10 protein-coding genes are annotated in these 13806 nt (G+C 68.3%); 3 read left to right on the top strand and 7 right to left on the bottom strand.

Annotation, left to right across the window (positions count from 1 at the left end; all coding sequences use genetic code 11):
• The first annotated feature begins 371 nt into the window (after positions 1-371).
• Positions 372-656 carry an amphi-Trp domain-containing protein gene (locus RJT37_RS02680; protein ID WP_313687565.1) on the top strand — a complete coding sequence of 95 codons (285 nt, stop codon included), beginning with the start codon at positions 372-374 and terminating at the stop codon, positions 654-656.
• 75 nt (positions 657-731) lie between these two features.
• Here RJT37_RS02680 and RJT37_RS02685 read toward each other — a convergent pair whose 3' ends face one another.
• The 6 genes from RJT37_RS02685 to RJT37_RS02710 all read right to left on the bottom strand — a co-directional run bounded on the left by RJT37_RS02685 (position 732) and on the right by RJT37_RS02710 (position 9227).
• On the bottom strand, positions 732-2429 hold the full coding sequence (locus tag RJT37_RS02685; protein ID WP_313687567.1) for a tryptophan--tRNA ligase: 1698 nt from the start codon (positions 2427-2429) through the stop codon (positions 732-734).
• Positions 2426-3709, bottom strand: coding sequence for a tRNA-intron lyase (endA, locus tag RJT37_RS02690; RefSeq protein WP_313687569.1), 1284 nt, complete (start codon positions 3707-3709; stop codon positions 2426-2428). Before endA ends, RJT37_RS02685 begins: the two co-directional genes overlap by 4 nt.
• A gap of 125 nt (positions 3710-3834) precedes the next feature.
• The gene (locus RJT37_RS02695; protein ID WP_313687571.1) at positions 3835-4746 is read right to left on the bottom strand and encodes an ABC transporter permease; all 912 of its coding nucleotides are present in this window, start codon (positions 4744-4746) and stop codon (positions 3835-3837) included.
• 2 nt (positions 4747-4748) lie between these two features.
• Positions 4749-5669 (bottom strand): ABC transporter ATP-binding protein, encoded by a 921-nt coding sequence (locus RJT37_RS02700; RefSeq protein WP_313687573.1) that lies wholly within the window; start codon positions 5667-5669, stop codon positions 4749-4751.
• Complete coding sequence (locus RJT37_RS02705) at positions 5666-8410, bottom strand: S8 family serine peptidase (protein WP_313687575.1); 2745 nt, start codon at positions 8408-8410, stop codon at positions 5666-5668. The genes RJT37_RS02700 and RJT37_RS02705 overlap by 4 nt, the downstream gene beginning before the upstream one ends.
• A 76-nt stretch (positions 8411-8486) precedes the next feature.
• Positions 8487-9227, bottom strand: coding sequence for an endonuclease NucS domain-containing protein (locus RJT37_RS02710; RefSeq protein ID WP_313687577.1), 741 nt, complete (start codon positions 9225-9227; stop codon positions 8487-8489).
• A 123-nt stretch (positions 9228-9350) separates the two neighbouring features.
• Here RJT37_RS02710 and RJT37_RS02715 point away from each other — a divergent pair, with 123 nt between their 5' ends.
• The gene (locus tag RJT37_RS02715; protein ID WP_313687580.1) at positions 9351-10001 is read left to right on the top strand and encodes an HAD family hydrolase; all 651 of its coding nucleotides are present in this window, start codon (positions 9351-9353) and stop codon (positions 9999-10001) included.
• Here the strand turns inward: RJT37_RS02715 and RJT37_RS02720 are convergent, their stop codons facing one another.
• Complete coding sequence (locus RJT37_RS02720; RefSeq protein ID WP_313687582.1) at positions 10002-12341, bottom strand: DEAD/DEAH box helicase; 2340 nt, start codon at positions 12339-12341, stop codon at positions 10002-10004.
• A gap of 379 nt (positions 12342-12720) precedes the next feature.
• Here RJT37_RS02720 and lipA point away from each other — a divergent pair, with 379 nt between their 5' ends.
• The gene (lipA, locus tag RJT37_RS02725; protein ID WP_345785380.1) at positions 12721-13653 is read left to right on the top strand and encodes a lipoyl synthase; all 933 of its coding nucleotides are present in this window, start codon (positions 12721-12723) and stop codon (positions 13651-13653) included.
• Positions 13654-13806 lie beyond the last annotated feature (153 nt).

Consider the following 13806-nt stretch of genomic DNA (forward strand, 5'->3'; position numbering starts at 1 on the left):
CGATGGCTGTAAGCCGGTCGTTATCGCGTCTACCGACCGGCCGGCAGTTAGCAGTTCCGAAGACTGCGGACGCGGGAGCGTCCGCGGCGGATCGATCCGGGCGGTTTCGCCCCCGACCGCGACGTGTCAGCGTGTGGCTGAGACGTGCCGGTCGGAGGGTCCGCTGCCCTCACGCGATCCCGAAAAAGAACCCGGACCCGTCGCTCTCGGTCGGTTCGATGGCGACGCTGCCGCCAATCGGGGTGGGTCCGGTGCGCATATGTGATCGAATAGCACGGCCGGACTAAACGGTTCCGGAATCTGTGTGATGCGATGACAGAGCGCAGTGCCAACGGAGGCGGGCTTATGACGGTGGAAAACGATGGTGTAGTATGGTCGAAGAAGTACTCTTCAAATCGGAGCACAGCCAGAGCAGAGAGGCGATCGCGTCGTACCTGCGGGACGTCGCGGACAAACTGGACGCCGGGGAGGCGATCACGCTCTCGGCCGGCGACCAGTCGGTGACGATGGAGCCGCCCGCACAGCCGACGTTCGAGGTGAAAGCCGAACGCGAGGGGCCGGCCGACGGCGACGGCGAACTGAGCATCGAACTCGAAATCGAGTGGACGGAAGGCGCGGAGAACGGCGGGAGCGGCGGCGAGCTATCGGTCGAGTAGCCGGCCGAGGACACCTGGCGATCGAGGACAACTGGCGGTCGAGTAGCCGGTCGAGAGCGTTTCTGCGACCGCGCTTCACCCGTCGCCGGGCGCGACGCCCCGCCGCGGCGACTCCAGCGAAATGTCGAGGTCCTCGAGCACATCCTCGACCTCCGCGCGCTTCTCCTGGTGGTCTTCGAGGAACTCATACATTAGCTCCGCGGCCTGCTCCTTGCAGCCGCCGCAGAGGCGCTCGCCGCCGACGCACTCGTCGTAGACCCGCTTTGCAAACTCGTCGTCGTCGCCCGAAAGCAGGTAGGCGTACAGCTCGTAGACCGGACACTCGTCGGCCTCGCCGCCGAGTTCCCGCTGTTTTTCGGCCGTCTCGCGGCCGCCGGTCGTCGCCGCCTTCACCTTCTCGTAGCCCTCCTCGGGATCGTCCAGAAGCGAGATGTGCGAGGCCGGGACCGACGAGGACATCTTTCCGCCGGTGAGCCCGGTCATAAAGCGGTGGTAGATCGACGACGGTGGGACGAAGCCGTAGCCGCCGTGGTCGAGTTCGACCTCGCGGGCGAGTTCCTCGGCCGCCCCGGCGTCCAGATCGAAGGCGTCGACGTGTTCGTCGTAGCGGCGCTTCTCGCCGTCGATCGCCTCGATTAATGCTTCAAAGGCCTCGTCGGTGGCGTTGGCGTCGAGGAAGCGAACCCGGGGGCGGAGCGGCTCCATCCCGCCGTTGTCGAGTTTCGCGACCGCGGACTCGCGCACGTCGTCGGCGACGACCACGCCCAGTTCGTCGAGCGTCTCGACGTCGGCCCCGGCGAGCCACTCGCCGGCCTCCTCACAGCGCGGCCGATCGGGGTCCTCGGCGTACGCCTCGCGCTGCTCGTAGACGGCCGCGACGAGCGCTCGCTCGGCGTCGGTGAGCTCGAAGCTCGCGTACGCCTCGGTCACCTTGAAGAAGCGCATCCGCGCCGCGAGGTCACGAGCGAACCGGACGTGCGGATCCTGGTCGGGCCCGACGGGGATGACGGTCGGTTTCGGCTCCTCCAGTTGCGGGTAGAGAATGTCGGCCATCTGGGTGACGACCGACTGCATGTGCGAGACGTGCGTCTCGCCGTCGAAACCGTAGATGCCCTGGAACTCCGAGAAGTTCGCCTTCGAGCCCAACTCGAAGGCGAGATCCTGCAGCTCCCGGTTGTCGGACTGCCGATAGAGTTCGCCCTCCCCGGGGTCGAATCCCAGCGCGAGCAGACTGAGGAGGTAATCGCGGGCGTGTTCGTCGATCTCGGTCCACGTCATCCCCCGTGCAGCGTGTGCCTCCAGATCGGCGATCAGGGCGTAGGCGTCGGCGCCCTGCTCCTGGTGCCAGATGATCTCGTCGAAGACGAGTTTGTGGCCGATGTGGGGGTCGCCCGTCGGCATAAAGCCCGAGAGGACGGCCGCCTCGTCGCCCTCCCGGAGCGCCTCCGCGACGGGGTCGTAATCGCGGTGACCGAAGATGACCCCCCGGCGCATCAGGTAGTGGGGGTTCGGCACCTCGGGGAGAAGCTCGTCGAACTCCTCGATGCCGAACTCCTCGAAGAGCTTCCGGTAGTCGGCGACCGTCGAAGAGCCCCACGGGTCGAGCGCGACGTCGTCGGCGCCAGCCGCGCCGTCGGTGCTGTCCGTGCCGGCGTCGCTGCGTTCCGTGCCGCCGTCGGTCACGGGGCGGTCGCAGTCGGACGATACGTCGCCGTCGGGCGTCGACTGCGCGTCCTCGCGCTCGGAGTCGCGTTCGTCGTGGTCTCGTGTCATGGGGTGAGTCGGGCTACCGAGAGCCAGTCTATCTCGCCGTTGGCCGCGGCCAGCGCAAAAACCATTCGCTTCCGGACCCCGCCCGCGAGCCGAACGTCCAGGGAGAGATCCCGCGGGTAGAAGTCGTGACCGGGGTCGAGGACCCGCACGAGGTCCGTCGAGTGGCTGAGCGAGTCGACGTCGGTGAAGTCGGTGTACACCCGGAAGTCGGCGCCGAACTTGAAGCCGCTCTTCGGCACGACGCCGCGGTCCCGCAGGGCGGCGTAGACCCGGAGCCGTCTGTCGAATCGGTCGCCCTCGACGTCGCGGCCGCGCTCGACGACCGCCGCGGGATCGACGCCGACGACGTCCCGCTGAGCGAGGTATGCGCCCTCGACGAGCGACAACTGGAGCGGCCCCGAGTCGGCGTTGCGTCCGAACAGTCGCTGACCGTAGAACCGCCGCTCGTAGAGGGCGTCGGCCGCTTCGTAGCAGACCACGCGGTCCGCCAGCAGGTCCGCATCGACATCGGCAGGCAGCAGGGCGTCGGACTCGACACAATCAGAGTCGCCTTCGGCAGCGTCGGACTCGACACAATCAGAGTCGCCTTCGGCAGCGTCGGACTCGACACCATCGGAGTCGCCTTCGGCAGCGTCGGACTCGCCCTCGGCGGCGCCGTTGTCCCCCCCGTCGCCGCGGTCCGCATTTCCGATCGCCGGAGCGGGATCGGCCTCGAAGTACGTCAGTTCCCCGTCCTCGTCGACGACCGCAAGGACGATATCGCCCAGCGAGGCCGCGGGGACGGCCGCGCGCTCGCCGACGACCCGGACACGGTAGGCGACCTCCTCGTCCCACGGTCCCTTGCCTCGCGGATAGACGACGAAATCGAGGCCTCCGGCCGCCTTCGCGGTCTCCTCGCCCGGGTCCGTCTCCGGCACGGCCGCCCCGGCGACGCCGGGCCACTCGACCCTCGCGGGCGAGAGGTAGAACCCGCGGTCGCGGAGGTCCTTGTAGACCGTAAACCGGAGCGGATCGCCGGTTCGGGCCAGAAACGCCCGGAAGTCCAGGCGCTCTTGGGAGTCGCCGTCGGGACCGTTCTCGTCCTCCTCGGCGTCCCCGTCGCCGTCGTCCGCCACGGCGACGGCGTCGAGGTCACCGCGCGACAGCAGGTGTGCCGCCTCGACGGGCGCCAGTTCGATGCGGTTGCGGTCGAGCGGGCGGCCGTACCCGCGGGCGTCGTGAAACCGCTGTCTGGCGTCGCCGCCGACGCGGACCACGCCGTCGGCCAGTGTCCCGTCCATACCCGTGTGATCGGCTGGCGTCGGCATAGGGGCTGCGATACATCAAAATGGCTGTTGTGACTGTTTACCGGTGCTCGCCACTCCCGGTACCGGCGAGCACCGAAAGGAGACTACAACAGTCGGTATCAGACGTCGAGCCGCTGGAATTTCACCAGGGCGGCAGCGAGCAACCCGCCCGTCAAGAGCAGACACAGGGCAAGCGAGACGGCGGGATCGACGTAGCCGACCAGTTCGAGCGACTCCTCGGGCATCCCCTGCCCGCCGGGGACTTCGTAGACGCCCGCCCAGAACCCGAGCTGTGCCTGTAGCTCGACCGGCATAGGGCCCCCGACGGCCCCGAGAAGCAGCGCGTAGACGTTGCCGAGGTGGTAGCTCACGTCGACGGCGTAGAGGTAGTAGTCCTCGTAGATGCTCCCGGGGACGAGGCGGGCGACGAACAGGACCAAAAACAGCACGGGGACGACAGCGGTCACGGCGGCAGTCTGGAGCCGGTTCCGCGTGGCGACGCTGGCCGCCATCCCCACGGCGTTGACGAGCGCACAGACGACGAGCAGATACAGGAGCGTCGCTGGGAGGACCGCGAACACGCCCTCGCCGAGCGCCGCGGCGCTGAACCCGCCCATCTGATAGAGGAAGACGGCCACGAGGAGCAGGCTGGCGACCCCGACGGCAAACAGGAAGGAGACGTTCGCGAGGAAGGTGGCGAAAAGTACCTCCCAGCGGCGGACGGGCTTGCTCAAGAGCAGATCGAGGGTGCCACGGTCGGCTTCCGTCGCGAGGGTGAGCGCGACGAACAGCGACCCGGCGGCGAGCAGTCCGATGCCGACGCCCCACAGCCACGCCAGGGGAACGTAGGCCGCGAGTAGTTCCAGTTCCTGCTCGGCCAGCGGGAGGTCCGCGACTGCGTCGGGGATCTCGTTGTTCGTGAACCCCAGCAGCAGGAACCACAGTACGGCGGCGAAGACGACCAGATACGTGAGGATCGCCTTCGGCTCCGAGAGATCGCCCAGCGTCTTCCGGTAGATCGCGAGGAACATCGTCACTCCTCACCCCCGTCGTCGAGAATGTCGAGGAATCGCTCCTCGAGGCCACCCTCCCGATCCACCGAGTAGAGTCCGAGGTTCGCATCGCTGAGTACTCGCGGGAGTGCGACAGCGAAGGCCTCGGGATCGTCGGTCGTGACCACGAGCTCCCCGTCGTCGGCGCGGTCGATACCGGAAACCGACTCCTGATCCGCGAGCAGGTCGGCCAGGCGGTCGTTGTTCGAGGCGTCGACAATGTACCGATCGGCCGCCGTCGACGAGAGCACCTCGGCGAGCGGTCCCGAGGTCACCACCTCCCCCTCCTTGAGGAACGTGACGGTGTCGATGAACTGCTCCAGTTCGGTGAGCACGTGGCTGCTCACGAAGATTGTCGTCCCGTCGTCAGTCAGGGTTTCGAGCGCGTCGATGATCATCGCCCGCCCCTCGGGATCCAGTGCCGCCGTCGGCTCGTCGAGGATCAGTAACTCGGGGTCGCCGAGCATCGCCTGCCCGACCGCCAGCCGACGGAGCATCCCGCCGCTGTACCCCTCGACGGCCTGGTCGGCTGCCTCCGTGAGGTCCAGTCGCTCTAGGAGTTCGTCGGCCCGGTCCCGCGCCGACCCCTCGACCGCCGAGAGTTTGCCCATATAGGTGAGGTAATCCCGGCCAGTCATCGACTCGTAGAACGCCGGATCCTGTGGTGCGTATCCGATTTTTCTCGTCGCCGCGCGGGTCCCCGCGGGATCGCCGCCGATGTACGCCTCCCCGCGGGTGGGCGTGACCAGCCCTGTGAGCATCTGCATCGTCGTGGTCTTGCCCGCGCCGTTGTGCCCGACGAAGCCGTGAATGTCGCCGCGTTCGACCGTCAGATCGACGTTCGTTACGGCAGTCACGTCCCCGTACTCCTTTGTCAGGCCGCTCGTCTCTATCATCGTCATCGTTTGTTCCCCAGTCGCCGCCGCCCGTAGGGGTAAAACAGGGCCCCGATGGCCCCCGCCGTCGCGGCGTAGAGTAGGAGGTCGAGCCGTGAGTCCCCCGGTGGCGCCCCGCCGAGCTGTCGCTTCTCCCCGTCGCTGCCCGTGATCGTCGCCCGGCCTTCTGTGTCGATGTCGGTGCCGATGCTCTCGAAGGTGTTTCCCGTCACGGTCGCGTCCACGTCGAACAGCCGTTCGCCGACCTGCCCGCTGAGGAACACCCCCTGGTCGGCGTCCTGGATGGTGGTGTCCCGGACCAGCCCGTTGACGCTGAGGTCCCGCAGCGCGACCCCGGTCTCGCCCGCAGCGATCCGACACCCCCTCACCACGAGGCTCTTCGTGAACTGCGCGGACACGCCGTTGGCGGCTCCGGAGAGCGTCAGATTCCGGAGGCGGACGCCGTCGCCGTCGAGGACGCTCACGGCGGCCGTCGCGCCCTCAGCGACCACCTCGATTCCCCGGAGCGTCGCGAAGTGGCTAGCGATCCGGACGCCGAACGTTCGGTCTCCGGACCCGCCGCGAGCGACGAGCGTCGGGTCGTGTCCCTCGGCGGCCGCGAGTGTGATCGGGTTCCCCACCACGAGCCCCGCCTCGTCCTCGCGCGTCGAGTCGAAGATCGGATTCCCGAACCGCGACTCCGGCAGCGGCGACTCGAAGGGTTCGATCGGGAGTTCCCACCTGTCGCCGGCCAGCGCGACGGTCGTATCGGGGGCAGCAGTGTCGATGGCCGCCTGGACGTCCTCGCCCTCAGCGACCCGCAGCGGCCGTTCGTGAACGTGAATCGGATCGAGGTCGACGTTGGTGTTCTGTTCGCCGTTCGCCAGCGAGACGCTCAGGGGGACGAGCCCCCGGGCCCCGTCGTCGATATCGAGTTCGATCCGGAGTGTCGCTGCCTCGGAGATGTCCGTCGGTTGTTCGACCTGAGCCTGCTCGCCGTTCATCCGCACGGATACTGCCGACGGATCGATGAGGTGCGGCGACTCGCGTCCCTGAAGAGTGGCAAACTCGGCGTGTTCGACGTCGAACTCGAGGGAGACCGAGTCGCCGGGGGCGGCGTGGGTCGGCGGCCGTCCCGCTCGCTGGATATCCGGCCGACGTTCGGCATCGAAGGTCAGATCACGACCGTCGCCGGGCGCGGTGCGCCGGGTGACGGGCCCGTAGCCCACCGCTTCGGCGGTGATCGTCGCCTCCCCCTCCGGAACTGACAGCGTGTATCGTCCCTGGTCGTCGGTCCGGGCGGTGTCGCCGGTCACCGCCGAAACGGTCGCGCCGGCGACAGGGTTGCCGTCGGGGTCTGTCACCGCCCCCGAAACCTCCCGGCCGCGGCCCCGAATCTCGGCGGCGGCCGCGGCCGCGTTGACGATCCCGTGGCCGAAATCGCCGTTCGGATCCGGATGCTCGTGCGGCTCGCCCGGCTGCTCGGCGGTCTCCCGAAGAATCCGCTGGATCTCCCCGGGTGGGATATCACCCTCCAGCGAGCGCAGGAGCGCGACGACCCCCGAGACGTGCGGCGGCCCGTTGCTGTACCCGTCCTCCCGAGTGTGTCCGCCGTCGAACTCGTCGTTGTCGGGGACTGCCGCGAGGACGTCGACACCCGCGGTCACGACCTCCGGGACGGTGTACCGATCCGGCCAGTCGTCGGGAACGGTGCTGCTGCGCCAGTACCGCTCGGTCCGTATCTCGCCACCGTTCCCGCCCCTGAACGGGTTCCGCTCGCTGTCGATCGCCCCGGCACTGAGCACGGAGTACAGCGCGCCCGGCGACAGAAACGAGTCCGGTCCGTATCCCGCCGAGACGACGACGGTTCCGGCCGCGTTCGCGTTTGCGACGGCCTCGATGGTCTCGTGTTTCAGCGGGCCGACGTCGAAGCTCATCGAGACGGCGTCGGCGCCGTTCTCGACGGCCCACTCCAGTGCGGCCAAAGAGGATGCGAAGATCCCGTCCGGTGCCAGCTTTGCGACGAGCAACTCGGCCTCGGGTGCGACCCCGATCTGTGTCCCGCTTGCGTTGCCGCCGGTCGCGAGACTGCTCATCCCGGTTCCGTGTCCCTGGGAGTCGTAAGGATCGCTATCGACTCGCTCCCCCTCAGCGTCGAACTCCGCCCACGCCGCGAGGTCGATATCGGGGTGTGAAGCGTCGACGCCCGTGTCGATGATCGCGACCTTCGCTCCCTCGCCGCGGGTGTCGAACCGCTCCCAGACGTCCGGGACGTGCATCATCTCCAGGCCGTAGCTGACCATCCCGTCCGATTCGGTCTGTGCAACCGAGGAACCGGATTTGTCGAGTTCCGGACGCTGCCGGTCGAGGCCGGAATCCGTCCGGTGGACCCGATCGACGCCGTCGAGAGCGGACAGGTCGGCGAACGACGCCAGTTCGGTGTCGACGGCAACCAAAACTGCGTTCGCAACCCAGAACTGTCGCCGTATTTCGATTCCCGGTGTCTCCGCGACGTAGTCGACGACCGGTCTCTGTGTCCGGGCCGCGTGTCGCCTGAGTTCGGGTACTGTCCGTTCACGTGGCGGACGGCTTCGGACCTCGTCGACTGCTCCCGCTTCAAGCCGAACGACGCCCTCGACCCGTCCCGAACGCCCTTTCAATCCCGGATCGACCGTTGCCCCACTCGTCCCGGCACAGCCGACGACCGCCGCCGTCCCCACCGCGGTGGACAGAAAGCCGCGCCTCCCGATGGAGGTCGATCTATCCATACTACCGACTGTGCAGGTCGGTAACTAAATCTTTTCTCTCAGATGACATATGTTGCGGGGCGGCCGATGACGTTCCTCAGTCCGTGAACGCCTCGCAGGTCCCGTCCAGACAGCGCCGGCCGCGGGCGGTCTCGAAGACCGGCAGCCCGCAGTCGCAGGTGTCGACGACGACGCCCGCGGGGATGGAGAACGCCGCCTCACAGTCCGGATAGGCGTCACAGCCCGCGAGCAGCCGCCCGCCGCGGCGGATGATCCGGAGATCCGACCCGCAGTCCGGACAGGTCCACTCGCGGTCGAACCGCTCGCGGACGGCGTCGTCGAGCGACTCACACGAGCGATCGAGGCAAATCTCGAAGGCTGCGCCCGCCTCCGCGCGGATCTTCGGGAGTCCGCAGTCGGTGCAGGTTTCTTCCAGGACGGCTGCGCCGGCCGGCAGCGAGTAGCGGACGTCGGAGTCGATGCCGCGGACGTCGCCGCCCGCGCGGACCAGCGGGTCGCCCGTCTCGGGGCGGGTCCCGACCGGGACGCCGGCCTCTGTGACGGGATACTCCGCCCGGCCGGTGGACTCGTGCGACACGACTCTGAGGACCTGTTCGTCGGCACGGGCGACGAGACCGAAGCCGCCCTCGTCGCTCTCGACGGTCAGCGAGTCGGGACGCGTCAGCCACGCCACGGGCTGGTAGCCGTCGGCGTCGTGGACGAGGACCGTGCGGTCGGGCTTGACCACGACTGCGACGCGACCCCGCTGGGTTCGCGTGCGGGCACCCTCGAACGTCGTCGTACAGTCGCCGGCGAAGACGCGGATCGTCTCGGACATACGGGCGTCGTGGTCCCGTCATCGGTCATAAACTGTCGCCTCGCCGTCTCCGGCCACGGCTCGTCCGGGGGGTCGCGGTCTGCTCGCCGCGAAGGTCTTTGCCGGCGAGTGTGAGAGGCAGGTATGAACGTACCCACCGGCGCTGTCCTGTTCGATATGGACGGCGTCTTGATCGACTCCGAGACCTACTGGGATCGCTTCGAAGACGAGTGGGTGTTCGCCGAGGCCGTTGCCGACGGCGCGCCCGAGCACGACGAGATCACGGGGACGCCCTACGACGAGATCTACGACTACCTCGACGCCGAGTACGGCACGACGGTGACGAAAGCTGCGTTCGCCAGAGCCTACGAGGAGCGCGCAGAATCACTGTACGGTGACGAAGTAACCCTGACAGACGGCATCCGAGAACTGTTCGACGAACTGCGCGCCGCGGGGCGCTCCCTCGGGATTGTCTCTTCGGCACCCAAAGCGTGGATCGATATCGTCCGCGAGCGGTTCGGTCTCGATCCCCTCGATGTCGTCGCGAGCGCCAAAGACCTCGACGTCCCTGGAAAGCCGGATCCGGACGTCTACGAGCACGCTGCGGCCGAACTCGGCCTCGATCCCGCTGAGTGTGTCGTGATCGAGGACTCGGTCAACGGCATCGAGGCCGCCGTCCGCGCCGGGGCCTTTACCATCGCCTACCGGTCGACGCACAACGCCGGGTCGGACCTCTCCCGCGCCGATGCGGTCGTCGGAAGTCCCGCGGAACTCCGCGAAATCCTGTTGGGCTGACTATTCTACCTCGACCGTCCGGGTCGCCTCGACGGGGTGCAGCGGCTCGTCGGGGAACGTCACCTCGACGGCGAACGCCAGTTCGTCGGTATCGGCGCCGAAGACGCCGACTGGCACGGTCACCACGTCCGAGAGGTACGCCTCCTTCGTCGTCATCTCGACGCCGTTGACGGTCACGCGGACGCCGACCGCCGCACCGCCGCCATCGTTGCGGACGGTGACCTCGCACATCTCGTTTTGACCCTGTGCGATGACGTCCGGAAAGTCGCCCCACGAGACGTCGATCGCGGGGAACGAGCGGGCGTTCTCGACGATCCGCTCGGCGACGCCCGCCGAGAGGCCCGCGCGCTGTAGTTCCTCGGCGCCGGCGTCGACGACCGCAGCGGGACTGTGGAGGCCGCCGGTCGCGAGCGTCCGCGCCCGGGTCGGGCCGATCCCGTCGACCGCGGTGAGACCGACGGCGTCGCGGGGAACGCCGTGTTCGACGCGCGCTTCCACCCGGCGGGCGAGGTTGGCCGCTCGCGGCCCGGCGAACTCCTCGAGGAACTCCCGGAGCGCAGAGAGCAGCCGCAGGGCGTTCTGGCGGATGATCCACGCGTCCGAGCGGAGGTCCGCGGGCGTGCTGTTCTGCATTCCGGCGTGGAGGATCGCGAGCACCTTCCGGGGGCCGTCCTCCAGGTCGGTCGCGACGTCCGAGAGCACCGCGTCGACGGCGTCGGCCTCGGACTGCCGCGCGGAGACCGAGTGGAACTCCGCGGCGCCCGCGACGGCCTCCAGGATGCCGGCGGCGGCGATCGTCTCGCGCGCACAGAGGTCGTGGAAGCGTTCCGCGGTTTCGAGCCGGAGGTAGTACTTCGAGGCGAGGCGGCCGAGTGCGGTCCCGCGAACCGAGAGATCCTCTCCCATCTCGACGAAGCCGCGCGCGACGAGCGATTCGAGCGTCTCACGCACGCGCTCGCGGAGGTTCTCGAAGTCGTACTCGTCGGGCTTCGACTGCGCCCGCCGGTAGTAGAACGTCGTCTCCAGCCACGAGAGCACGTCGTCGAGGTCGCGGATCGTCCCCATCGCGATCTCGGCGTTGAGATGGGAGTCCAGGTCCTCGGCCAGCCGCGATTCGATCTCCTTGCCCTCCCGGAGGAGCCGTCGGTACTTGTCGGCGTCCGCGCGGTCGCAGACGACCCAGCCGTAGCCGACGTCGTCGTAACCGGGCCGGCCCGCGCGGCCGAGCATCTGGAGGATGTCCAGCGGCGACATATCGACTTCTCCTTCGAGGGGGTCGTGGTACTTCGTGTCGCGGATGACGACACAGCGCGCCGGCAGGTTCACGCCCCACGCCAGCGTCGACGTCGAAAAGAGCAGTTGGATCTTGCCGGCCTTGAACCACTCCTCGATCCGGTCGCGGTCGGCCTTCGAGAGGCCGGCGTGGTGGAACGCGACGCCGTCGGGGGCGCCCTTCGCGAGGTCGTCGTCGTCGAGGTCCTTCGCCTCGGTGTGGAAGTCGAAGTCGCCGCGGGCGCCCATCGGGATGTCGCGCTCGGCGATCACGTCTCTGGCCTTGCCGGCGGCCCGCACCGCGTCCTGCCGCGAGGAGACGAACACGAGCGCCTGGCCGTCCTCGCGGATGTGCTCCTCGGCGAGGTCCAGCGCACTGTAGAGCCGCCGGTACTTGTCGGCGAAGGCGTTGTCGCCGTGGGTGTACGTCTTCACGCCCGCGTGGAGTTTCACCGGCCGGTACTCCTCGCCGAACTCGAAGGTCGTCTCCGGGGGCGCGTCCAGCCACGCCGCGACGTCTTCGATGTTCGGCATCGTCGCTGAGAGCGCGACGATCCGCGGGTCACAGATGCGGCGGAGTCGCGAGACGGTCACTTCGAGGACGCCGCCGCGGGTGTCCGAGTCCAGCAGGTGGACCTCGTCGATGACACAGCAGTCGACGTCGGCAACGAAGGAGTACCGCGCGGAGTCGTGTTTCCGCGTCGCCGAGTCGGTCTTCTCCGGCGTCATCACCAGGATGTCGGCGCGCTCGGCGCGTCGGGGGTTCAGATCCCGCTCGCCGGTCACGACGTACACGGAGTAGCCCAGGTCCTCGAAGCGCTCCCACTCGGCCTCCTTCTCGTTCGTGAGCGCGCGCATCGGCGCGATGAAGAGCGCCGTGCCGCCGTCGGCGAGCGTCCGGCAGATGGCGAGTTCCGCGAGCGCGGTCTTCCCGCTGGCGGTCGGCGCGGCCGCGACGACGTTCTCGTCGCCGTCGAGGATCGCCGGCGCGGCCTCCCGTTGCATCCGGTTGAACTCCTCGAAGCCGAACGCGTCGGCGAACTCGGGGACGACCTCGGCGACTTTCACGCGTCGCACCTCCGATCGGGCGGCGAGAGAGAGACACTCGTCGGAACAGACCTGCTCGGAGCCGATCTGATCGGAACCGAGCCGGATGGACGAGAGCAGGAAGCGAAGCGAGTCATACGCGAACCCGGGGCCTCCGGCGGCAAAGTCGTTTCTCCATCCGGCGCGACGGCGCGAGCGGCCGAGGTTTATATGCGATCGGGCGGCCAGCGCGCCTGTGACGTAGCGACTGTCCCGCGTCGCTCTGCGGTTGTTCGGCACGTCGGCGCGGGGAGAGCGGCTGTGCCGACTGTTCGCTTTGATTTGCCGTTACTGGCTTGCACTGCAGACTGGGTGCTGGTCCGACCCCCAGGCTTTTGCTCGACCGGCCGAAGACTGTGGTATGAGCGGTAGGCGGAAACCCGACTGGCTGAAGATGCGCCCGCCGTCGGGGCGTCAGTTCACCGATATCAAGGAGACGCTCCGCGACCGGGACCTGCATACGGTCTGTGAGGAGGCGAACTGCCCGAATATGGGCGAGTGCTGGAGCGGCCGCGACGGCCCGGGGACGGCGACGTTTATGCTGATGGGGGATCGCTGCTCGCGGGGCTGTAACTTCTGCGACGTCGAGACCGGCGGGATGGAGGCGCTCGATCCCGACGAGCCCGCAGACGTGGCCGACGCCGTCGCCGAGATCGGCCTCGACTACGTCGTGCTCACGTCCGTCGACCGCGACGACCTGCCCGATCAGGGCGCGGGGCACTTCGCGCGGACGATCCGGGCGATCAAAGACCGCGATCCGGGGATCCTCGTGGAGGTGCTCATCCCCGACTTCCAGGGAGAACCGGACCTCGTCCGGAAGATCATCGACGCTGGCCCCGACGTGATCGCCCACAACGTCGAGACCGTCGAACGCCTCCAGTGGCCGGTCCGGGACCGCCGCGCCGGCTACGAGCAGTCCCTGTCGGTGCTCGAACAGGTTTCCGAGGAGTCGGACATCTACACGAAGACGAGCCTGATGCTCGGACTCGGCGAGTACGACCACGAGATCTACCGGACGCTGTCGGACCTCCGGGAGGCCGACGTCGACGTGGTCACGCTGGGACAGTACCTCCAGCCATCCCGCTCGCATCTGGACGTCTTCGAGTACGTCCATCCCGACGCCTTCGAGACGTGGCGACGCGTCGCCGAGGAGGAGCTCGGGTTCCTCTACTGTGCCTCGGGACCGATGGTGCGGTCCTCCTACAAGGCCGGCGAGCTATTCGTCGACGCCGTCCTCCGCGACGGGAAGAGCGTCGCCGCCGCGCGCCGCGAGGCCCGCGCGGCCGGCGGATGAGGCGCCTGGAGCTGTCTCCGGAAACCTCACCGTGAGCCAGAGTGTCCGAGAGCAGGCCGCCCGAGCCCGCGCAGTCGTCCGGCAGACCGTGCGATGGTATCAACACCCGGCCGGGTGATGAACGGGATATGCTGGATCCAGGTACCGGTGGTA

The organism is Halobellus marinus, from assembly GCF_032113415.1.
Taxonomy (GTDB): Archaea; Halobacteriota; Halobacteria; order Halobacteriales; family Haloferacaceae; genus Haloquadratum; species Haloquadratum marinus.

Coding starts and splice junctions, on each gene's coding strand:
- RJT37_RS02680 (WP_313687565.1), top strand. CDS start 372: ATGGTCGAAGAAGTACTCTTCAAATCGGAGCACAGCCAGAGCAGAGAG.
- RJT37_RS02685 (WP_313687567.1), bottom strand. CDS start 2,429: ATGACACGAGACCACGACGAACGCGACTCCGAGCGCGAGGACGCGCAG.
- endA (WP_313687569.1), bottom strand. CDS start 3,709: ATGGACGGGACACTGGCCGACGGCGTGGTCCGCGTCGGCGGCGACGCC.
- RJT37_RS02695 (WP_313687571.1), bottom strand. CDS start 4,746: ATGTTCCTCGCGATCTACCGGAAGACGCTGGGCGATCTCTCGGAGCCG.
- RJT37_RS02700 (WP_313687573.1), bottom strand. CDS start 5,669: ATGACGATGATAGAGACGAGCGGCCTGACAAAGGAGTACGGGGACGTG.
- RJT37_RS02705 (WP_313687575.1), bottom strand. CDS start 8,410: ATGGATAGATCGACCTCCATCGGGAGGCGCGGCTTTCTGTCCACCGCG.
- RJT37_RS02710 (WP_313687577.1), bottom strand. CDS start 9,227: ATGTCCGAGACGATCCGCGTCTTCGCCGGCGACTGTACGACGACGTTC.
- RJT37_RS02715 (WP_313687580.1), top strand. CDS start 9,351: ATGAACGTACCCACCGGCGCTGTCCTGTTCGATATGGACGGCGTCTTG.
- lipA (WP_345785380.1), top strand. CDS start 12,721: ATGAGCGGTAGGCGGAAACCCGACTGGCTGAAGATGCGCCCGCCGTCG.